Here is a 21,950-nt window from a genome sequence, read left to right as displayed (position 1 = left end):
GGAGCCGAACCTCGTTCATGATAACTCATAGGCACCAATCGCCGTACTGTCGATAGCAATGTGACTCCCATCAACAATACCGGACTCTTTACATTGGCTGACCAGGTCAATGAAGAGTTCCTTAGCAAGGCCTCTATCCACAACTGTCATGAAAACTCGACTGAATGTGGCAATCGATGGGGCTGGTTCATCTAACCGGAAACCGCATTGGTACCTAAACTGCAAGTCGGTTCTCAAGCGCTTGTGTAGCCGAGAAAAAGTCGAAATGCCCTCAAGCGGCGCAGCCAGTAACGCTCGTAAAATTGCTTCACGATTGATAGGTTTTGCACCCTGGGGTGACGAATTCCTCAACTTTGCGGCATATGGTTGCAAATCCAGTGCGGAAAAGAACAGCTCCCATCGCTCACTGGGTTCGATTTCTAGCCACTCTTCAAAGGAAAACAGAGACTTTTGGAGAAGATACAAGTGGACTTTCCTCCTGTCGAGGTTTCTTGTTTCGTCACTTGAAATTTTCTCGATGTTGGGGTGAAGTCCTTTTTTATGTCCTGTTATCCCTTGCCCCGCAAGGGCTTAGAAATCTGCAAAACGCTCAAGTAAATAACCTAGGGATGGCTTTTGGCTTTTTACAAAACGATGCATTTCTGTCGTCCAAAGTGCGTGTCCGTGTGCTCTTCGCCACTTACCGACTTATCTACACTGGCTCTCCATTCGGGTAGACCATGACTTTGAGGCTGCCGCTCTTGTTCGTGCGCGCGCGCTCCATCGCTTGCTGCGCCTGACTAAGCGGATACCTGTCCGTGATCAGACTTCGCACGTCGGCGATGCCTGACGAGAGGAATTCAATTCCACGTGGATACGTATTGGCATATCGAAAAATGCCGTATATATCGACTTCGTTGTCGACGATGCCCGGGACGTTCAGCGCGATGTCGTCCTGTGCAGGCAATCCCACAATCGCCATTTTGCCCCCGCGCCGAACACTCGCCAACGCCGCCTGTAAAGCGCGTGGATTCCCCGCTGTTTCCCAGGCCACATCTACCCCAATCCCATCAGTGAGTCGGTGAATGGCTTCAACGGCGTCCTGATTGCTGACGTTCAGAGCGTACGACGCACCCAGGAGCATCGCCGCGTTTAGCCGCACTGGTTCCAAATCAGTCACGATAATTGTTTTCGCACCATGTGCCTTCGCTGCGACTACAGCCAGGAGTCCGACCGGCCCCATTCCCATAATCGCGATGGTGTCGCCCGGCTTGATTACGCTGCGGCCGGCCGCCTGAAGGCCCACCGAAAACGGCTCGACCAACGCTGCTTCCTCAAAGGAGAGCTGCGGTGGAATGGCAAATACGTTGTCCTGGCGGATGCTGATGTACTGTACAAAGGCACCGTCGACAGGTGGTGTCGCCAGGAACTGAACGTCTGGACACAGATTGTATCTGCCCTGTTTGCAAGCAGGACACATCCCGCACGCTACACCTGGCTCTATCGCCACCCGGTCTCCAGGGAGAAAACGCTTTACTTCGTCACCGACGTCCGCGACGACCCCTGCGCATTCGTGACCAAGAATGATAGGCGACTCGACGACGTAACGGCCAATCCGACCATGTTCGTAATAATGCACATCTGATCCGCAAACGCCGACCGCCATCACTTTGACAAGCACCTCGTCCGACTTTGGACGAGGTACCGGGAGAGTTTTCATCACCATCTCCATTGGTCTTGTGAGGACGGCCGCTTGCATCGACTTAGGGAGATTCGGAGTATCCACGGGAACGATTCACACTCCTCATGTCACGACGTAAGCGCTAACACCAATACGTCGGAAACGTTTATACTTCCAGTAGGTACTGGTTCAACGTAGACAGCAGCCATTCCTGCCGGCCGGACGTCTGCAGGACGACGTTGCGATCGATGACGTAGTCTTCTAACGACTGAAGTGTGGCGACGCCATCGACAATCTCTTTGCCGATGCCGGTCTGGTAGCTCTTGTAGCGCTCCTCGACGACAGAATCAAACACTCTGTCCTCGACGAGTTTCGCCGCAACTTTCAATCCGCGGGCGAAACTGTCCATACCGGCGATGTATCCGTAGAAAATGTCAGTCGGTGTCATCGATGCGCGGCGCACCTTGGCGTCAAAGTTCAACCCGCCGCTGTGTAGGCCGCCGTTTTTCAGGATTTGTACCATCGCGAGTGTCGTGCTGTACAAATCAGTCGGAAATTCGTCAGTATCCCACCCCAACAGTGGATCCCCCTGATTCGCATCGACCGACCCAAGCATACCGTGAATGCGGGAGACGGCCAATTCGTGATCGAAGGTGTGCCCAGCCAAAGTCGCGTGGTTGGCTTCGATGTTCAACTTGAATCTTCCATCGAGACCATAGTGTTTCAAAAAGGAGATGGTGGTGGCTGCATCAAAGTCGTACTGGTGCTTGGTCGGCTCTTTCGGCTTCGGCTCGAGCAGGAATTGCCCAGTGAATCCGATTTCATCGGCATAATCGCAAGCCATTTGCAACAGGCGTGCCTGATTGTCCAATTCGCGTTTGAGGTCCGTATTCAACAGCGTTTCATACCCTTCGCGCCCGCCCCAGAACACGTAGTTCTCAGCGCCAAGTCGCTTGGCAACTTCGATGCCCTTTTTCACCTGGGCGGCGGCGTAGGCGAACACGTTGGCATCACAGGAAGTTGCGGCGCCGTGAACAAAGCGCGGATTGGAGAACATATTGGCCGTATTCCAGAGAAGTTTCTTCCCCGACGACTGCATATACTCCTCAATCATCTGAACGATCTCGTCGAGATTGCGGTTGGTCTCACGCAACGTGTCTGCCTCTGGCGCAATATCGCGATCGTGGAAGCAGAAGTACGTCACATCGAGTTTATCGAGAAACTCAAACGCTGCTTCCACGCGCTTCTTGGCTAACTCCATTCCCGTAAATCCATCCCAAGGACGCACCATGTTCGGCAATCCGAATGGGTCATTCCCCTGCAAAGTGAACGTGTGCCAATAGCTCACAGCAAATCGGAGATGTTCCTCCATCGTTTTCCCGAGCACCTGTTCCTCTGCACGGTAATATTTAAATGCGAGAGGATTGCGAGATTTTGGACCCTCATAACGAATCTTGTCTACCTCTGAAAAGTACGCCACCTAAATCACCTCAACGTAGTTAGGAGTTGTAAAGCTGCTGCAGGACAATTAGTTAGTTCGTTGAATAAATATATACTATCAGAACATTCATTATGATTCAATTTAAGAGTAACCAATGCGTCCCATGTGCGACGAGAATCGTGGTCCATCGTGCAATGCGTGATATAATCAGGGAATTGACCAATCGAGAAAAAATCGTGGACAGGGGTATTTTCGTGACCAGAACCGGGGATCAATCCTATATTAAAAATTTGAACCGCTCTATTGTATTGAATCTCTTGCGCTATCAAGGCCCGCTGTCGCGTGTGGAAATCGCGCGGCGCACCGGACTAACGAAAGCGACGATATCAAGTATTGTCGACGAACTGATCAGCGAAAAATACGTATCCGAATTAGGCCATGTGTCATCGAGTGGCGTCGGTCGCAGAGCCGTCCTACTCGAGTTTAATCCCGCTGTCGGAAGTGTGATCGGCGTGGAGTTAGGCGTCGATTTCATCAAGGTACTGCTCCTTGACTTGTCAGCACGGGTCATCAAGATTACCGAAAGTAGCATCCAAGAAACCCAGAACCCAGAATACGCCGTCGGGCAGATGTCCGAGATGGTGAAATCGGCCATCGCCGATGCTCCAGACTCCCCGCTCGGCGTCATCGGAGTTGGAATCGGCATTCCGGGACTCGTCGATGCAAAGCGCGGCGTAGTGTTAAATGCACCAAATCTGCGCTGGAAAGACGTCCATTTAAAATCCCTTTTGCAATATCAGTTGGGCCTCCCTGTCGTCTTGGACAACGAAGCCAACGCAGGTGCAATGGGCGAACAACTATTCGGTGCAGGCAAGGGAGTTTCCAACATGGTGTACCTCAGCATCGGGACGGGTATCGGTACGGGTATCATTTTGAACAACCAACTGATCCGCGGTGAAGGCGGTATTGCCGGGGAGTTCGGTCACATGACCATCGACAGAAGCGGTCCAAAGTGCTCGTGTGGCAACCACGGGTGCCTCGAGACCTACGCATCAGAAAAGGCCATGCTCGACAGGTATGAACAGCTAGCGGGTACACGAAAATCGCTCTCCGAGATCACTCGACTCGCACAGTCCGGTGACGCAAGTGCCACCGCAGCCATCCAATCGGCGGCAAGCTACCTCGGCATTGGCATCGCGTCGCTCGTCAACGGCCTAAACCCTGCACTCATTCTCATCGGCAGCCGCGTCGGTCCTGCGAGCCACCTGATTATCGATACGGTGGACGAAACCGTTCGCGACCGAAGCTTTACGGAGCCCTATTCACCCACTCGCATCCAGAATTCCGCACTGGGGGACCTAACCTGCGCAATCGGCGCCGCATCGCTCGTCCTCCACGACCATTTCTCCGGACCTGCGGCGTAGCATGTTAAACGAATGGAGCGTCTTCGAGGCGGCTTCGGAGGCGCTTTTGTATGGACAGGCTTTCAGAAATCCTTCGTATCCCAAGTCCCCTAACAGGACAACATAGTGTCGTAGACACTGGTCGATTTCGGAGGGGACATCGTGGCAGAGGTAGCACAAACGACCTACGCGTTACCCGCTTCAATCAAAGACAAGCTTAAGTTCGAGATTGAGCAAATCCGGCGCGAGATAAACGACTTGTTCAACGACCTGGATCGCAATGACCACTGCATTCTGTGTGAGTTTGAAAAAATTCACGAAATCCTCCGCGGATTGCACTCAACGGCCGCCACATCCTATCTGCAAACGTACCTTTCGCCCTATACTGACAATTATCAGGCCATCTCCATTGCGGTTCAACATCTATCGGAGCGCAGGCACGGTGCACTCATCGTCATTCAACGCGAAGACTCGCTCGACAAACTGATTCACTCTGGCATCCCCATCGGAGCCACGTTGTCGAGTTCGCTGCTGGAATCGATTTTTTATCCCGGCGGACCGCTCCACGACGGAGCCGTACTCGTCCAGGACAATCAGATCATCTCCGCAAGTAATGTCCTCCCTGTATCGAATATATCCGTGGGCGATTCCAAACTGGGCACGCGGCACCGCGCCGCAATTGGGCTGTCACAGCACAGCGACGCACTGATTCTCATCGTCTCGGAAGAGACCGGTGCCACCTCCTTCGCGTTTGGCGGAAAACTGTTTCCGTTCAGCGCGACCCAAATTGGCGGCTGATGCACATTCATTTCGGCAGCCATACGACAAACGTCGTGCCATGCCCGAGTTCACTCTCGCAGGTAATGGTACCGTGGTGGCCTTCGACAATCGATTTTGTAATGGACAGCCCCAGGCCTGCGCCCCCTTGTGTCCGCGCACGCGCGGCGTCAATTCGATAAAAGCGTTCAAATAACTGCGATTTGTGCTCCTCCGGGACCCCAGGGCCATTGTCCGAAACCGTTAGGCGTGCCCCGTCGGCCAGTCGCACGAGTGACACCGTAATACGCCCCGCTCTGGGAGCAGTGTGATCGACCGCATTTTGGAACAGGTTCAACACCACCTGCTTCACGCGGTCCTTGTCGCACGTAACAGAAAGATCCTCGTCCAGCTTAAACTCCACGTGCCTTGACCCGGCGAGTAAGCGGAGTTGTGGCTCCATCTCCCGAACGATGACATCCAGATGATGACTTTGCATATCAAACGTCATATTGCGGTCCAGCTTCGCGAGCGTCAGTAAGTCCTGTACCAGTCGCGATAGTCGCTCCGTTTCCATCAGCATGCTGCGAAGCGCCATATCGAGTTGTTCAGGCTGGTTCGCGGCTCCTCGGAGGAGGATTTCAACAAATCCGCGAATGGACGTCAGCGGAGTGCGCAATTCGTGTGAGGCATCCGCAACAAACTGACGCATCTTCTCCTTTGCCTGTCGTTCTGCCTCAAAGGAAGACGAAAGCCGTTCGAGCATCGCATTGAATGATCTCGCGAGCAGTTCGATTTCCGTTTGTGGCCGCGTCAATGACACGCGCTCGTTCATATTCCCGGCGTTCACCCTAGCCACCGTATTCGACATGTCGGAAAGCGGGACGAGCGTGCGCCGGAGCGTTGGAATGAACGTAAACAAGCCTGCCAAGAGCGCGCCCAGTGCCAGGCAGATGAAGATGACGAGCTGATTGCAAAGTATCTGCTGCAACGGGTGCACGTCGGTGGTTACTTGAACGACGCCGAGCGGTTGGTCAGGGGGGCCCACAGGGGTAAGTACGACCATTTCCTTCACACCAGATTTATCGGTTACCATCTGGTACTGTTTGTTACCTTGTCCATAAGCCAACGCCGCCTGATAGTCGCGCTCCGGCAACTTAGGCACGGACAGTTCAGAGGACTCGTTGGGGATGACGTGAAATTGTCCCGATTGATCGATATACGAGACGGTGGAATCCGGATTCATAAAGCCGAGCGGTCGTGGTCCCTTCTGAGTGTTGCCCTGCTCCGTCGTTGTACTGGCCCACATCCCGGGCGGAACAGCACGGACCTGGCTGCGCAAGTTCTGAGCTGTGTTCTGAAACAGAAAATGGCTCATGAACACGTATTGTAGAGCGCCGATGAACAAGAGCAGGCCCGATAGAATCAACAAGGACCTCGACAACAACTGATATCTGAGCGAACGAGGGGCGAACAGCGCACGAAGGTTCAACCGACGGACGCTCCTCATCCCAAGTCAACCATGTATCCCGAGCCGCGAATGGTTCGGATGATCGTGTGATGCGTATCGCCTAACTTCTCGCGGATGGATCGGACGTACACTTCCACGATATTTTCTTGTCCGCCAAAATCGTATCCCCAAACTCTGTCCAAGATCTTTGCTTTACTGTGAACGATGCCGTGATTGATGACGAGGTACTTCAGCAGGCCGTACTCTGTGGTGGAGAGTGCAAGAATGCTGTCCTTGTAGGCAATTTCTTTGCGGGCATCATCTATCCGAAACGATCCGATGACCAGTTCGTTCATGAGTTGCGGATAGTGGTCGCGGATGCGAGCGTGTATCCGAGCTAACAGTTCTTGAAAGCTAAATGGTTTGACCATGTAATCGTCCGCACCCAAAGTGAGGCCTTTCACACGGTCATCCACCTCGTCCTTTGCGGTCAACATGATGATGGCGATGTTCTGTGTCGTCTTCAACATCGAACACACTTCAAATCCATCCATCCCGGGCATCATGACATCGACAATGGCGATGTGTGGTTGGAACTCTTTGGCCTTGTTCACACCAGATATCCCGTCCTGCGCCGACTCTACGTTGTATCCCTCATTCTGGAGCCCCAGCGTCAAAAACTGCGATATGCTTAACTCGTCGTCGATGACGAGAACTTTGATGTCTTGCGGCTTGTACATTGGTGATTCACCTCGTCTCCCAGTTTACCTCCTCCAACTGACTTTGTTCCCTTTTGGTACCCATGTTTCAGCAAACTTTCAGTTGGCCCCACTCACGCCAACCGCCGTGTCGACATGGTACACATCACCATCACCCGCCAGGACGAGGGATAGGGCACAAAGAGAAGGGCAGAGGGGATTTCCCACCTCTGCCCTTCTCTTCATCAAGATTGAACGGAGTAACTGCCAGCACTACGCTCACATCGTTACCGAACCGTCCGCTGTGACAGCTGGAGAGCTGTCCGGTGCATCGTCCAAGTCGAATTCCGGGTTTGGCACCGCAGTAAACACGCCCCAGTAATAAGCGCCGAGGGAAATCAAAATCACGATAATTTGGTCCCATGGCGTCTTCAATACGTTAGATCCGCCGAACGTATCACTTCCCAAGTAAGACACAATCATCATCGCCGCGTAGTAGGCAATGAGCCACCACGAGGATTTGATCTGTTGTGCAAATGACACTTTGCCACTCGGCGCAAGGCGGTTGAAGATCAAATACAGTACCCAGACGAGTAACTGCATGCCAATCAGCAATCGATCCGTCTGCCACCCTGACCAATAGATGATCAACGACGCGATGATGAAAGAAATGGGCGAGATGATCCCCATTCCAGCCAACCGGAATGGACGCGCGAGATTCGGTGCTGTCCGTCGAAACGCGTGTGCGGAAACGGGACCTAGAATGTAAGTGAGTACTGTCGCGGACGAAACCACGCCAACCAGCTTGCCCCACGATGGGAACGGAAGGGTGAAGACGATGGCCATGATCAAGGATAGCCAGAGTGCTGGGCGCGGTACGCCGGACGCCCCGTCCACCTTGCCAAACACCTTAAAGAAGGTCTTCGTCCGCGCCCACGCGAAGATGACGCGAGCGGTGGCCGATAGGTAAATATTTGCTGTACCGCTCGGCGAGACGACGGCGTCCGCGAGGATGATGGTAGATAGCCACCCCAATCCAATCGCCGCAGCCACGTTGGCGAATGGGGACGTAAACTCGACACCGACCCAGCCATTGGCCAACGAGCTGGTCGGAAGTGCTCCGACAAAGCTGATTTGCAGCAACACATACAAGAGTGCGGATCCGACGACGGCAAGCACAATTGCGATAGGGACGTTGCGTTGCGGATTCTTAGCTTCTCCCGAGAATCCGACAGCTTGTTGAAAGCCTAAGTAGGCGAAGATGATCCCCGCCGTGGCAACGGCTTTTTCTATGCCTGCAAAACCGTATGGCGCGAAACCGTGTGACGAAAAATTAACCACCTTCATGTGCGTCAGAAGGACGATGATCGTAAGCACCGGCACGATAAACTTGATGGCCGTGATGACCGTATTGGCCTTACCAAACAAGTTTACGCTGAAGAAATTGAGTGCAAAGAAGATGAGCAGCACCACGAGTTGCACACACCAACCGAGCACCGTAGGATTGTCCTTACCGAGCGCGGTCCACCAAGTATCGGCGTATTGACGCATCGCTTCGGCCTCAATCCCAGCGACGCTGGCAAAGGCTATAAGTGACGCAAATCCGAGCAAATAACCGACGAGCGGCCCGTGCGAGTATTCTGGATATCTAACCGTCCCACCAGTGCGCGGAATGGAACCTCCGAGCTCCGCATAGACAAAACCGAGAAGCGCGACAGCTACAGCGCCGATGATCCAAGAGATCCACGCAGCAGGTCCAGCGATCTCCCCAGCTCGTTGCGAAGCGAAGAGCCAGCCTGAACCAATAATTGAACCCAGTCCAATGAACGTAAGGTCGACAAGTCCTAGTTGTTTCTTAAACTTTCCTTGCATGGTCTCTCCCCTTTCAGATGACTGATGACTCGTGTAACTACAGTAGTTGAGTGACATTTATTTATATTAACTGATAAATCAAATTTGTGCACCTATTGAGTTGAGCCACATGTGGTATTTTACGGTATATATTAATTAAAATGGGACTTAAGGGTTGCCCTAAAGTCCCAGTCCGTCGATTCCTTCAAAATTCAGGATGCTACTTGAAACATAAAGTCCCCGTCGAGACACGTTCTATCGCTCACACTCTCTTTGCGTGGGTGCGCCCACAAATTACCGCAAGTCGCAACGGCACAGTGAGTTTCGATGAATCATCCACATCATACCGCAACAACCAGGACAAGACCGACCAGCGTGATCAAACTTCCATAAATCGTTTGTCTCGTAATTTGACCGGTCTCTTTAAAAATCAAATAGGTCAATGGGACGACGATGAGGGGTTGAGACATGCTGATGACTGTGACGATTCCGATTGGCATGTATCTCATTGCGAAAAGAACACTCATCTGAGCCGTGATAGTGCATAGTCCACCTAGACAGTACATCAACAGCGCTTTTTTATCAGCATTCTTGAGCGCTTTAACCGCGTGAACTATCCGAGGGTTGGTCATGATGAATGCGATGAGGCCGACGAGCGCTCCGAGGAATCCGCCAAAAACCGGATCATTCCAGTGGCGTACCCCTTCTCCCCTAAAGATATTACCCGCTCCATAGGCACTGAGACTGAGAAAGGCGAATGTATTGCCTTTTCCTGTACGTGACCCGTCACGCGAAGCGTTCAACCGTTCCACGCTGGTTTCAATCTCACGCTTGGAAGCCGGTTCGCGGCGTTTTGAAAATGTACCAGGTACATACGTGACGAAGAACAACCCGAGAACGGTACAAAGGCAACCGACCCATTCGACTAAACTCAGCACCTCTCGGATTGTCAAACACGCGAGAACCACCGTAAACACAGGGCTCGCAACCTGAATGCTACTCGCTTTCGCCGCACCCAAACGAGCAATTGCGTGAAAATATGTAAGGCGACCGATGTAGGTGGTTAAACATCCTGCCACGACATAGTCAATAAACCCGCGCCACATCCAATGGAACGGGTTGTGTAAAACGCCGTGTTCAAAACATACCATCGCTAGTGCAACAAAAACATTCACGCAGATAGAGGCAAAATACCCGAGCTGAACGTTGAGTCGAGATGAAGCCGCCTTCGTCAGCAACACATTACACGAAAAGCATAGCAATGAGAGAAACGCCATCACTTCGCCCACGGTGCCACCTCCCAATCCATCTCGGTGATATGACGTGTGCCGTCGTCTTAGATTGCACAGACAAATTTTAGTTAAGGCGCCGGTAGGTTGGGCCTATCAAGTCCGTATTGAGTTGTAGCACCACAGTGGAACAAACTAGTAGGACTTCACACCTGTCCATCGCATCGTCGGCAATGGCTGTCTGCAGAAAACTTGCTATGAGATCAAATTTGATGAAATTTCTTTCGCCGCCCTTAGGAGATGACGAATATATCCCTCCAAGTTCGTTGGTTTCATTCGATAACTTGGACCTACGACATTTACGGCTGCCACCACTTCGCCGAACTTATTTCGAATCGGTGCAGCAACAGCCATTACGCCTTCAAACTTTTCCTCTAGGCTAACCGCGTAACCTTGCTCACGGACCTTGGCAAGTTCTCCGATAAATATCTTCGCATCAGTGATAGTCTGGTGTGTGAATGCTACCAATCCATCTCGAATAATTTCATCGACGAGCGACTCGCTATGAAATGCGACGAGGACCTTACCTGAACTTGAGCAATGTACCGGACTGCGACTACCGACGTGGGAAAATAGCCGAAGGGGATGTTTATACTCCACACTGTCTAAAAAAATGACCGTCGTTCCTTCCAGGACAGCTAGTTGGGCCATTTCCTTCACATCATCCGCCAAATTCCGTAGGATCGGCTTCGCCTCCTGGCAAATTTCATTCGCCGCAACAAATGCACTTGCTAATGATACTACTGTCGGACCAAGCCGATATCCCCTGGAATTTCCTTTTAGTATCAGTCCTTCACTGGCGAGAGTCGACATGATGCGACTGACAGCACTTTTGCTTAATCCGAGCCTGATTGCTAGCTCGGTAACCCGATGCTCAGGTTCTTCCGTCGAAAAGGATTTTATAATGCGCAATGCATTGCGGACAGATTCCAGTAATTGGTCCTTGGCCTCAGGATTTAATGGAATGTTCATAGCACGTTCCCTTTCTAACGTCTTTCCTGTTCTAACCAAAGGATTTTCGAGTGACGACCGCACCGGAGAGAATTGAGGGGCTGTACCTTACTGTCCCTAGGACTCGACCTATCACTGCCCCACCCCGACTTTACCCTTTAACTTAAGCGTTTCCATTACTCCACAGGCCAGGCCAGACGCGACGACCAAGGCCGTACCTGCGCCAATAAATACCACTACAAGGCCGAGGTGCTGTGCCACCAAACCTGCAATCGCTGGTGCAAAACCACCGAATATTTCCCCAAGTGCAGTCGGAATACTGATGGCCGTTGCGACAATTTTTACATCAACTGACTCAGAAGGAATAATCGCCGAAAACAAGGGATAAATCCCCTGCCCGAAGAAACCGGCAAACAACATGAAAATATATAAGACAGTTATGCTTGCGCTAGTCCCCCCTGCGGTTGCATACAGAATGGTAAATACCCCGGCTCCCAAGCAACCAATGACAAGTGTCGGCCTTCGCCCCACACGGTCCGAAATTGCCGAAAGAACGGGCATCCCCAAAAACGCACCAATTCCCCATGCCGAAACGATTGTCACCGCTAATCCGAGCGTTAGCTGGCGTGCTTGCGTTAAATAGATTGTGCCAAAAGCAATAAATACGTTAGTCCACGCCATAAATAGAAGCATGATGATCGTCGTTAGCACGATATTTCGATTCCGAAAGGGCTCCGTCCAGGAGAGCTTCTCCGAATGGGGTACCTGACTTCGTTGAACCACGGACGGGGGCTCTTTGATGAACCGCCAGTGAACCACAGCCAACACAAGTCCAGGAATCAACGTAAGATAGAACACCCATCTCCAATCCAAAGTGGTTACTACCTGGCGCACGTATATCGCGGCAAATAATCCTCCCCATAATGGATATGCACTTTGATGAAGACCGACGATCCAGCCTCGCCTCTTATCCCCGGCAAGTTCAGAAAGTGTTGCCGTTGCAGGGGCCAAATAGCTGCCTTCGGCAGCCCCCATGATGCCACGAACGACCAACAATTGAGCGAAACAAGAAACTGCTCCTGTAACCCATGACAGAACTGAAAAAATAAGTGTTGCCGGTACAATAATCTTCTTTTTTCCGACCTTATCTGACAGGATCCCTCCAGCGAAGAATGAAAATGTTCCCCATGACACGCCAAGAACACCAAAAATCATCCCTAAGTCTGTAAGACTGAAGTGTAAATCCTTCGCCATTGACGGCGCCACATAGGTGATCACAAGGCGATCCATCGCTACAAATCCCCATATAAACCAGTGAATAACCACAGCCGTATACAGGTATCGTCTATCGACCCCTGTCCCCACCAAGACCACCCCTGTTGTTTGAATTTTTATATTTTATAAAGAATCGAATCATACGGTGGTTGACTCACCGCATTTTCCTAACGTGTCTGTGTCTCTATATACCAATTGGCTAACTCGTCACTGGTTGTCACCCAAACCTTCGAATGACTTGTAATGTAATCTAACGCCATTTCTAGATATTTGTGTCTGAAGGGGACGCCGGTCACAAATGGATGTAGCGCGATGCACATGACACGCCCAGTCTTGGCCCCCTCGGCGTAAAGTACGTCGAAGTGGTCTTTTAATAATTGATAGAAAGCGTTCCCTGTCATACTCTTGTAAACAAATAGTGGAATGTCGTTCAATTCAATTGAATACGGTATAGAAATCATTTTTCTCTGCGGAGTATTTAAGAAAAAAGGTTGGTCGTCAGAACACCAATCACACGTATAGGACAATCCTAATTCTTCCAGGATTTGTGGAGTATTGAGCGTCTCGCTAAGCGCTGGCCCCAACCAGCCGTTTGGCTGCCGCCCCGTTGATGCCTTTATCGTATCAATGACCTCAGTCAGATACTTACGTTCTTCATCTAGACTCATGTTGGCCTGTAATCGCGAGTTGTTCTTGCCGTGAGCGAGCCATACCCAGTTTCGCTTGTTACCCTCCTCTATGATCTGCGGATAGTAGTTGCAGACATCTGAATTTAATAAGACACTCGCCTTCACTCCAAACTTATCAAGTAGATCCATCGTTCTCCAAACGCCCACACGCGGCGAGTAATCCCGCCAACCGTAATTCAGTGGGTCAGGAATTAAGTTCTGTGTCCCTGCACTGAGGCTTGTCGCCGGTTTATCCAGTTCATAGTGCTCGATGTTCAACCCGACCCAAAAGGCAACACGTGCGCCACCCGGAAACTCTAGGCGTGGTCGCTCAATAATTGGTGAGTAGTCATATAGGCGATTATCCACTCGTATTTCCCCCTTACGTGGTCTTTAAAATCCCGATTTCAAGTTGCTCGCGCAATATTCCACGACGTCATCGACAGATACAACATCCGCATATTTGGCGTTGAGGTCAAACAGGCTTTGTTTGTGGGCCAATTCTGCGCGGTCACCCACTGCTTCCTCGACAACCATGACTCTGAAGCCGTACTGCAGTCCATCGACAGCAGTTGCTCGAACACACCCACTCGTGGTACACCCAGTGAGTATCAAAGTATCTACCCGCAACGTGTTGAGGCGTGACAAGAGATCTGTGCCGAAAAATGCAGACGCGTACTTTTTCACGAGAACTGCTTCCCCCGGGAGGCGACCTAAACGCGGATCAATCTCTACCTCTGGAGTACCGGCCTGTAGAGTCATCACTCCAGATTGCTTCAACGCCCATATTCCTGCATCGTGCAGGTCTCGATCTTCATAGGCCACCGTGGTGTAAAATATCGGTACATCCATTGATCTGGTTGCCTCTAGAATGCGTCGAATTTGATAGATTTCCTGATCTAAATTAGCTCCAAGTGGCAGTTCGGGATTTGTGAAAGCTGGAATGACGTCCACGACCACAACTGCAGGATACTTTCCGAACCCAATCTTTCGTCCGAATCCCCGTGCTTTGAAGAACTCGTTCAATTCCTGGAATTCCACCGACTACACCCCCTTCCATTCGTCATTTGAACCTTCGCAATCTAAATATTCAGTTTTCGTACATCGACATGTGGGGCGTGGAAGTTTGAAACCCTTTTGTTGAACTCAGCATAACGACCCATGATCCGGTTGAAAATAGCATTGTTTCGGCTAGAGAAACAAATGGTTCATTGAAGTAGATTTTTTGGATGAACTGAAAGAGGAAAGGTATGTTTAATGGACTGAAAATCCTTGAACCATCTAAAGCGTGGGCGTGTTTCACGATAAATACGAAGAAGACGCGGACATTAAGATATGCCGCGTCTCGACATACGGTGTTTCATGAAACATACATGTAGTTACTGAATGAGCAGTTCGAGATACGTCAATACGGGATCCGATAAGATACCTAATCGGTCAGCCAAATTATCCGTAGTTAACGGCGTAATGTACACACGACGGTAGAGACTTATGCTCTAAACCTGCGAGTAAGTTCCTTGCTTATATACCACCCAACAATATGGAATTGCAGCGAGGATACACTACTGTGCATTCAACTAAAGAATGCTGCTACTTACAGTTGCAGGGTATGATCGGACTTTAACTCAGGAACCTTTAAATGTTTTGCAGGTCCTACGATAAATACGTACGACAAGCAAGAAATAATCAAAAATCCAGTACCGACTAGAAACGCCAAGTAAAATGAGTTCGTAGCACTTATGATGACACCAGTAATGATTGGTGCCACAATACCAGCAAAATTACCAATACCGTTCTGAATACTAGAAATGGATCCAATCGTATCCGATCCTGAAATATCAACCATAATTGTCCAGTAGTTGGATGCCGCGACGCTATACATGAAGTCGCTCCAGACTAATATGGCGATTGTCCAGAATGCGCTGTGGAGACCGACGGTAGCAATCATAGGTATGGTTAAAACCAATCCGGCCACAATAAAACTCTTTCGGACAATCGTGCGGCTGAACCCTTTCTTTACAAGATAATCCGAGAGCCACCCGCCCAAAAAAACACCAACGATCCCACCTGTAAAAATTATCCCCGAAGCAAAGCCGCTTTTGAGAATGCTTAAATGATGTGATTTATATAGATAGTCAGGCAACCATGTAATAAAAATCCAGTTTACATAGTTTGCGCTGAAAAAACCAATCGACATACCTATTACAGAGCGGTTTCTAAGCAGGTCTGTCCATTTTACCGTGCTTAGTCGCACTCCACGATGTGTCTCGATCTCCTTTGGTTTGTATACAATTATCCAGATGATACCTAAAATTACCCCAATCGCTGCGGTGACTGTGAAAGCAGACTGCCAACCGTATAAAAAGATGAGTGTACCTGCAAGCGGAACTCCCACAATTAAACCTATTCGGACACCACGGTTCCAATTTGTCTCGGGTTAGAAAGTATCCTACGCCCTTATTAGCCTTATGCTGGGCCGTAAAGGGTGCGGTCGTCTGTCGTGTCTTTCAATTTCCTTTTAAGGTTTCGAGAATACACTCCCGAAAGTACCGCAATTGAAAACGCAATCCCAGCAATGATGATGTAACAATTCCGGAACGACAGAATTATCTCCCTGTTTGTCGCGTGGATCTCCCCATACACGCCCTCTATTTGCACAAATAGTTGATATAAAACTCCGCCCAACGTCACTCCGAGCGCCATGCCAAGTGTACGGGACATATTCAACATACCACCCGTTATGCCAAGTCTGTTAGACGGAACGCTGCCCATGACTTGACTGTTGTTAGGGGGAGTCAATACTCCCATTCCTGCACCGACCAATAGCAATCCACAAATGGTCGCGGATGCTGAATACCAGACAGTTGTCACCGCTAGAAGGCAGATTCCTATCGTCGTAGATACCATTCCTAATATCAGTGGGAGTCGACGCCCAAATTTATCCGAAATAGAGCCAGAAAAAGGGGTTAAAATTGTCATTCCAATCGGAATGGAGCGAATCCACAAAGAAATGATCCGACAATAAACACAGAAAACCCCATTGCGTAAATCCATCGCCTTCCAAACATATCTGCAAGTCGGCTAAACCCCCTCTTCCACACTCGGAAGATCTCTGTTTATGCTAGATACTAGATGAACAAATCTTGCATGAATCGGCCATCCAGCCCCAATGTTTGACTCAAGCCCAGTAGTTTTGAGATTGTCGTTCCAACATCATTCATCGCATATGCACCGTAACACAAGCGGTCACGTACGTAGCCGGATCGTGTCCCGTCGCCATACCACAATGCGATACCGTAGTTCGAGGAATATCCTGTGCTGGCAGTTGGTATCTGCGGTCCGTGGTTAGCACCCGGCTGAGAAACTGCTGCAACAGTGTCACACTGATTGGTACCCCACACAAATCCTTGATTGTAGGCAAAGATGACATCGCCAGTATGGCTGCCCCAGTATCCAATCATCCCGGCGTCTTGTTTCCTTAACACAAGTCCGACTACGTTTTTGGGGCCCTCCGGTGTTTCATGGTACCAAGTTGTCAGGGCTCGGAATATTTCAGTCTGTACGGATTCATAGTCTTCAGGTGGGACGATCCCTTGTTCTTCTCGACCTTTAAGGTTCACGAAAACTTCAAGTCCGCCTCGCTCATTTTTAAGATAGACTTTGCTGTGTTCCAATATCGGCTGTCCATTCTGATCGAGCTTCGTCAAATTACAGTCTTCTAAGCGGCGGTAAATGTCACAGAAATACGAATTGGGGGCATCTCCATGATCGGACACTACAAGTAGTGTTGTATCTTCACTTTTCTCGCGAAGAATCTTCCCAATTGCACGATCTAACAGCTGGTAGCTTTGGCGCATCACCTGTTCGTACCTTGGTGCGCACTCGGGATCATAAAATGGAGACCGCGGGTCACATTGCCCAAGACACGTATGATGCGTCTCATCATTCAGTCGAAATACAGTAGCAAATAACTGAAAGTCCCCGTCATTCAGTAGGTTTAATGCCGCATCGGCCAGCCACGTTGCCTGGTACTCCGCCTCTTCAAAGCTCGTTTCATGATAGGGCTCGTCCGGAGATGCCGTTACCGTCCACTTTGAAATAAACGGTCCGCATTGCTGGTGCAGCAGCTGCTCCAATCCTGGGTCATTAGAAATACCTTCTTGGACATTCGTCTGTGATTGAAGCACGTCCACAGCCCGCTGGTCCGGGTCGTACGCCAAGAGCTTAAAGCGCACACTACCTACGTGTTCTCCCAATTGAATGTAAGTCCAAGGCGTCCATTCTCCCACGGCTAAAATGAAGGAAGCATTGTTAGGCAATCGGAGTTTAACGCTTTCATCGTCGACAGGATCGACATAAACCTGAACTGAGCTTCCATTCACACCGTGCATCCAAAATGCGTATCCGTCATTCGTGATCTCAATTCCGTCTCGATTCGCTTTCAAATGATGTGCCACTGTATTTTGCGGTGGCCATCCTAAATTTTCTTTCACTTCGTGTCGAGGCCACTTCTCCGGATTTGTGCTGTAGATCATGCCGGGTATCAGTTCCACAAGCCGGGTTTGGTCTCCAAAGGGAGCATACACGAAATGGCTCGTACCTTCGGTCGAAACGCTGCATGGAAAGTGCACCAAAGCGCATTTTGAGCCCTGTTTATCCATAATGCTGAGTAAACTTTTATCATTGGCCAATGGTTGCCTTTGCCCACCCCAACACATCCCGGGTGTTTGTCCACTTACCATAGATACGAAGTTGACGTCCCCCCACGTCGATATGAAGGGAACCAACTCTGCACTAGCACCATCACTTAACATCCGACGAATATTGGGCAGGTCTCCTTCCTGGGCAAACCTGTAAACCAACTCGGGAATTAATCCGTCCACACCGAACAGAATCAGTTTTTTCGCCATTCTCATTTCCTTCTTTCGTACCTTTCATGAGCTTATAGGGTCGTCTCAGTTGCATGTTTGGGCGACTTTGTGTCTCTCGGATTAGATACCGTTTGTCTAATCATTAGAATCAGAAGAGCGGATACCAGTAGTGATAAGCTAAAGAAGGTCGTTCCCGCTTTTGTGCTATGAGTGAACGTCATCAGCAGACCAAAAACGTATGGGCCAAAAAACCCTCCCAAGTTTCCAATACCGTTAATAATTCCAATGGAGTTAGGGAGCATGTCCCGCGAGAGAACAGCTGTAGGAATTGCCCAGAATGGAGCGTTTTTCGCAAAGGACAAGTTTAAACAAATCAAGGCGATAATTGCGACATAGGGATGTATGGTTCCAGCAAAAGTAGCGACAAGTAAAAATATAGTTCCGCTGGTGCAAATCAGAGCATAGAACCCTTTATGATTGCCCGTCCTGTCTGAAAGATGCGAGATTACGATTGACCCTATCATCGCTGAAATCCATGGTAAAGCTGAAATAAGGCCTACCATTGTATTGCTACCGTGGGTGATTGTCTTTACTACCGTAGGAAGCCATAACCCCAATCCATAAAGCCCCATAATTCCGAAGAATCCGGAAAAGCTTAAGACCATAACATTTCTGTCTTTTAAAGCGACGAGAAATCCGTTCTTACTTACATTGGCACTTGAATTTTCACTCGCCAAGCTTGTTTCAATGTAGTCCTTCTCTTCTTTCGATATCCACTTCGCTAGACTCGGTTTGTCTGAAATTCCAAACCACCATAACAATGCCCAAGCCAACGGTGGTATCGCTTCAATAAAAAACATCACTCGCCAACTGGTATGGTCCAACAAATATCCGGAGATGGGAGACATTATGATAGCCGAAATCGGAGTCCCCAACATGAAATAAGCAGTTGCACGAGCCCGTTCTTTTTGTGGGAACCAGTTGCTAATTAATATCAACGAAGCCGGCCAAACGATGCCCTCCACCATTCCGAGTATGAAACGTACCGCTAATAACTCAGCAATGTTGTGCACGGTTCCGGTGAGAAATGCAAATACGCTCCATATGACGAGGCAGATTGTGATGACTTTCCGAGCACCATATTTTCTTGCCCAAATCCCACCATGTACCTGGAACACAAGAAATCCAATAAAGAAAATGCCACCCGCCAATCCAGAATAAGCTGCGCTAAATCCGAGATCTTTTTGCATTCCCGCAAATCCAAACCCAATGTTATTCCGATCGATGTATGCGAATGTATACATAATAAAAGCTATGGGCATAATGCGCAGCCATCGCCCGTTGCCAACCTTTGATTGTGTCATGTACATTCACCCCTTAATTTCCTATTTCAAATGCTTCGGTAGACAACTACTGAAATACATTACGTCTATATTCATTGATTACGTCGCGGTTTACCTCAACACCAATTCCTGGCGCAGTGGGTATTTTCACCTTGGCACCATGCATGGTAATCGAGCCGTAGATTAAATCTTCACGAAATGGATGCGCCGATTGGTCGTATTCGAGCATTGGTTCCTCTGCATTTAAGGAGAGGGGCACCGGGGGTAGGCTCGCGATGAATTGCAGTGATGCTGCGAGTCCAATACCTGAACCCCATACATGAGGAATTAGCATGGTATTGTACGCCTGAGCCATCGCCGCGATCTTTTTACACTCGGTGAACCCGCCTGAAGAACAGAGATCCGGCTGCAATATGTCCAAAGCCCCTTGCGAGATCCATTGGCGATAGCCGATTTTACCGAATATATTTTCACCCGCTGCAACATATGTTTTCGACAAGTGACGGATTGACTTGTAACCCTCAAGGTCTTCTGGAGCAAGCAGTTCTTCTAGGAAGTTTAATTGTGCCGATTCACTCTCAAGAAGGAGACGGCGCGCATTGGCTGCATTATAGGCACAGTTAGCATCGGCCATGAGCATGATATTGGCCCCCACAGCTTCCCGCACCGCAAAAATAGATTCCAAATCCTCTTTAATGCCAAAACCTATCTTTAACTTCATGGCTGTCAGTCCACGGCTAATATGGGACTTTGCTTCCTCAACTAAGTGTTCTGGGTAGTTTTCCCCCTTTATACGATAGAACCCAGTAGCATAGGGACGTACTTCACTTCTGAACGCGCCCCCTAACAATTTGCACACAGGCTGATTCACGGTACGACCGATAACGTCCCACAGTGCGATATCAACACCGCTAATCGCGTTCACTGCTGCACCTTGGCCGAATGGACGTGTAGCATTATACATTTCTTCCCACAGTACCTCGACGTCAAATGGATCACGACCAAGCAGCATCGGCCTGAACTTGAACTGAATGAACGCTGCTGCAATTTCCGGCGGTTGGAGTCCGTGACATAAACATTCTCCCCACCCAGTAATGCCTTCGTCTGTGATAATTTCAACCACAACTGTACTTCTCGAGTGCACCCATCCTTGCGAAAAGGCAAATGAATTTTCGAGTGGTGTGGATAACACGTGAGGCTTGATGTCTGTAATGCGCATGATGCACCTCTTCTTTCTTGTTTTGTCGCCGCCCGCTGTCTGCAGACGCCTACTCTCATTGTCAGCGCTTTCATTGCAAAGAGAGTCCGGTATCACCTCCTTAAACGAGTGTCAGATGAAGTTAGCGCTTTCAAGACGATGCCAACATCTCAGACAACCTTGCTGTGTCCCTTGAACAAATCAGATAACGGATGTCTGACGAGTTTGCACAAAAAAGCGTCAGGTATTAAACGAATTATGCAAAGTGGCCCCATTAACCGACAGCATTTTCTCCGTTGCATTTAAATGTTCCTTCATGTTCTGTACAGCTCCAGCAACATCTTTTGATCTCACACAGTCAAAAATCTTTTGGTGATAATTCATGCTAACTTCTGGTCGAATGTCTACATGCAATGTTGTTTGGATGCATCCTTTAAGAAGGGGTTCTAACGCTAGCAATATCGACTCCAGAATTCTGTTGCCAGAAGTCTTAGCGATTAGAACATGAAACAAAAAATCATTTTGAATATAATTCTCGTCACTAGATATGGAATCATACATGACGCGTAACGTGTCTTCTAGAGCCATCAATTCACGGTCGGTTGCATTTTCGGCAGCCAATCTGACCGTCTCCAATTCGACAATTCTACGCACTTGTAATAACTCATCCATACTGATGTCACAACGCACAATCATCGAGCGAAGGGATTCCATAACGACTTGAACACTTTTGTTCGTCACCCTTACACCCTTACCATGCTGAAGTTCAACAAATCCTCGAGATTCCAGCCCTCTCAGAGCTTCCCGAATCGTAGCGCGACTAACTCCGAAACTATCGCACAGTTCAGCTTCACTCGGCAGAAACTCATTCACTGCGTACTGGCCATTTTCTATCTTGTCAATCAGAACCTTTTGTACCTGTTCAGATAATTTGACGTTCGAGCGTAATGGTTGCATTTCCACAAACCTCTCCATGACACATCAGTTGTCTGACATGTTCTTATAAAGCAAACTATACGTTTTGTCGCAACCTGTCAATAGCAAGTGTATATCTTACGTACTCAATAAAGGGCGCGAATTGCAAGGATTTTTACGA

Annotated in this window: 19 protein-coding genes and 1 pseudogene; 2 read left to right on the top strand and 18 right to left on the bottom strand. The window is 49.5% G+C overall.

Annotated features, from left to right (window positions below):
• Positions 1-24: 24 nt before the first annotated feature.
• From NZD89_RS05865 to xylA, 3 genes and pseudogenes are all read right to left on the bottom strand, one after another.
• Positions 25-465, bottom strand: a pseudogene (locus tag NZD89_RS05865) (transposase); the annotation flags it as partial.
• A gap of 226 nt (positions 466-691) precedes the next feature.
• Complete coding sequence (locus NZD89_RS05860; protein WP_268008402.1) at positions 692-1,738, bottom strand: NAD(P)-dependent alcohol dehydrogenase; 1,047 nt, start codon at positions 1,736-1,738, stop codon at positions 692-694.
• A gap of 88 nt (positions 1,739-1,826) precedes the next feature.
• A complete protein-coding gene (gene xylA / locus NZD89_RS05855; protein WP_268006823.1) occupies positions 1,827-3,140 on the bottom strand; it encodes a xylose isomerase in 1,314 nt (437 codons plus the stop codon).
• A gap of 215 nt (positions 3,141-3,355) precedes the next feature.
• Between xylA and NZD89_RS05850 the strand changes: the two genes are divergently transcribed.
• Positions 3,356-4,525 (top strand): ROK family transcriptional regulator, encoded by a 1,170-nt coding sequence (locus NZD89_RS05850; RefSeq protein ID WP_268006822.1) that lies wholly within the window; start codon positions 3,356-3,358, stop codon positions 4,523-4,525.
• A gap of 141 nt (positions 4,526-4,666) precedes the next feature.
• The gene (cdaS, locus tag NZD89_RS05845) at positions 4,667-5,302 is read left to right on the top strand and encodes a sporulation-specific diadenylate cyclase CdaS (RefSeq protein WP_268006821.1); all 636 of its coding nucleotides are present in this window, start codon (positions 4,667-4,669) and stop codon (positions 5,300-5,302) included.
• A gap of 7 nt (positions 5,303-5,309) precedes the next feature.
• Here the strand turns inward: cdaS and NZD89_RS05840 are convergent, their stop codons facing one another.
• The 15 genes from NZD89_RS05840 to NZD89_RS05780 all read right to left on the bottom strand — a co-directional run bounded on the left by NZD89_RS05840 (position 5,310) and on the right by NZD89_RS05780 (position 21,811).
• Complete coding sequence (locus tag NZD89_RS05840; RefSeq protein WP_268006820.1) at positions 5,310-6,752, bottom strand: sensor histidine kinase; 1,443 nt, start codon at positions 6,750-6,752, stop codon at positions 5,310-5,312.
• Positions 6,753-6,766: 14 nt separating this feature from the next.
• The gene (locus tag NZD89_RS05835) at positions 6,767-7,450 is read right to left on the bottom strand and encodes a response regulator transcription factor (protein WP_268006819.1); all 684 of its coding nucleotides are present in this window, start codon (positions 7,448-7,450) and stop codon (positions 6,767-6,769) included.
• Positions 7,451-7,687: 237 nt separating this feature from the next.
• Entirely contained in the window at positions 7,688-9,280 is a 1,593-nt protein-coding gene (locus tag NZD89_RS05830) for an APC family permease (RefSeq protein WP_268006818.1), read from the bottom strand.
• Positions 9,281-9,600: 320 nt separating this feature from the next.
• Positions 9,601-10,548, bottom strand: a complete 948-nt coding sequence (locus tag NZD89_RS05825) for a DMT family transporter (protein ID WP_268006817.1) — start codon at positions 10,546-10,548, stop codon at positions 9,601-9,603.
• Between the two features lie 195 nt (positions 10,549-10,743).
• Positions 10,744-11,520, bottom strand: a complete 777-nt coding sequence (locus NZD89_RS05820) for an IclR family transcriptional regulator (protein WP_268006816.1) — start codon at positions 11,518-11,520, stop codon at positions 10,744-10,746.
• Between the two features lie 111 nt (positions 11,521-11,631).
• Entirely contained in the window at positions 11,632-12,789 is a 1,158-nt protein-coding gene (locus tag NZD89_RS05815) for an MFS transporter (protein WP_268008401.1), read from the bottom strand.
• A 152-nt stretch (positions 12,790-12,941) separates the two neighbouring features.
• Entirely contained in the window at positions 12,942-13,811 is an 870-nt protein-coding gene (locus NZD89_RS05810; protein WP_268006815.1) for a polysaccharide deacetylase family protein, read from the bottom strand.
• A 24-nt stretch (positions 13,812-13,835) separates the two neighbouring features.
• Positions 13,836-14,483, bottom strand: a complete 648-nt coding sequence (locus tag NZD89_RS05805) for an isochorismatase family protein (protein WP_268006814.1) — start codon at positions 14,481-14,483, stop codon at positions 13,836-13,838.
• A gap of 553 nt (positions 14,484-15,036) precedes the next feature.
• Positions 15,037-15,849 carry an MFS transporter gene (locus NZD89_RS05800; protein ID WP_268008400.1) on the bottom strand — a complete coding sequence of 271 codons (813 nt, stop codon included), beginning with the start codon at positions 15,847-15,849 and terminating at the stop codon, positions 15,037-15,039.
• A 59-nt stretch (positions 15,850-15,908) separates the two neighbouring features.
• On the bottom strand, positions 15,909-16,421 hold the full coding sequence (locus tag NZD89_RS29480) for an MFS transporter (protein ID WP_369125259.1): 513 nt from the start codon (positions 16,419-16,421) through the stop codon (positions 15,909-15,911).
• On the bottom strand, positions 16,418-16,543 hold the full coding sequence (locus NZD89_RS29475) for an MFS transporter (protein ID WP_369125236.1): 126 nt from the start codon (positions 16,541-16,543) through the stop codon (positions 16,418-16,420). The genes NZD89_RS29480 and NZD89_RS29475 overlap by 4 nt, the downstream gene beginning before the upstream one ends.
• Before the next feature lie 27 nt (positions 16,544-16,570).
• The gene (locus NZD89_RS05795) at positions 16,571-18,352 is read right to left on the bottom strand and encodes an alkaline phosphatase family protein (RefSeq protein ID WP_268006813.1); all 1,782 of its coding nucleotides are present in this window, start codon (positions 18,350-18,352) and stop codon (positions 16,571-16,573) included.
• 32 nt (positions 18,353-18,384) lie between these two features.
• Positions 18,385-19,677, bottom strand: coding sequence for an MFS transporter (locus NZD89_RS05790; protein ID WP_268006812.1), 1,293 nt, complete (start codon positions 19,675-19,677; stop codon positions 18,385-18,387).
• A gap of 46 nt (positions 19,678-19,723) precedes the next feature.
• Positions 19,724-20,875, bottom strand: coding sequence for a mandelate racemase/muconate lactonizing enzyme family protein (locus NZD89_RS05785; RefSeq protein ID WP_268006811.1), 1,152 nt, complete (start codon positions 20,873-20,875; stop codon positions 19,724-19,726).
• A 219-nt stretch (positions 20,876-21,094) separates the two neighbouring features.
• The gene (locus tag NZD89_RS05780; protein ID WP_268006809.1) at positions 21,095-21,811 is read right to left on the bottom strand and encodes a FadR/GntR family transcriptional regulator; all 717 of its coding nucleotides are present in this window, start codon (positions 21,809-21,811) and stop codon (positions 21,095-21,097) included.
• Positions 21,812-21,950: the final 139 nt, after the last annotated feature.

This window comes from Alicyclobacillus fastidiosus, assembly GCF_026651875.1.
Lineage (GTDB): Bacteria > Bacillota > Bacilli > Alicyclobacillales > Alicyclobacillaceae > Alicyclobacillus > Alicyclobacillus fastidiosus.
Note: the sequence above shows the minus strand (reverse complement) of the source record. Positions and strands in the feature narration are given on the sequence as shown.

What these genes read in the sequence shown, in the direction of transcription:
- NZD89_RS05860 (WP_268008402.1), bottom strand. Translation starts at nt 1,738, where the DNA reads ATGCAAGCGGCCGTCCTCACAAGACCAATGGAGATGGTGATGAAAACT.
- NZD89_RS05835 (WP_268006819.1), bottom strand. Translation starts at nt 7,450, where the DNA reads ATGTACAAGCCGCAAGACATCAAAGTTCTCGTCATCGACGACGAGTTA.
- NZD89_RS05830 (WP_268006818.1), bottom strand. Translation starts at nt 9,280, where the DNA reads ATGCAAGGAAAGTTTAAGAAACAACTAGGACTTGTCGACCTTACGTTC.
- NZD89_RS05820 (WP_268006816.1), bottom strand. Translation starts at nt 11,520, where the DNA reads ATGAACATTCCATTAAATCCTGAGGCCAAGGACCAATTACTGGAATCT.
- NZD89_RS05815 (WP_268008401.1), bottom strand. Translation starts at nt 12,789, where the DNA reads ATGGATCGCCTTGTGATCACCTATGTGGCGCCGTCAATGGCGAAGGAT.
- NZD89_RS29480 (WP_369125259.1), bottom strand. Translation starts at nt 16,421, where the DNA reads ATGACAATTTTAACCCCTTTTTCTGGCTCTATTTCGGATAAATTTGGG.
- NZD89_RS05795 (WP_268006813.1), bottom strand. Translation starts at nt 18,352, where the DNA reads ATGGCGAAAAAACTGATTCTGTTCGGTGTGGACGGATTAATTCCCGAG.
- NZD89_RS05790 (WP_268006812.1), bottom strand. Translation starts at nt 19,677, where the DNA reads ATGACACAATCAAAGGTTGGCAACGGGCGATGGCTGCGCATTATGCCC.
- NZD89_RS05785 (WP_268006811.1), bottom strand. Translation starts at nt 20,875, where the DNA reads ATGCGCATTACAGACATCAAGCCTCACGTGTTATCCACACCACTCGAA.
- NZD89_RS05780 (WP_268006809.1), bottom strand. Translation starts at nt 21,811, where the DNA reads ATGCAACCATTACGCTCGAACGTCAAATTATCTGAACAGGTACAAAAG.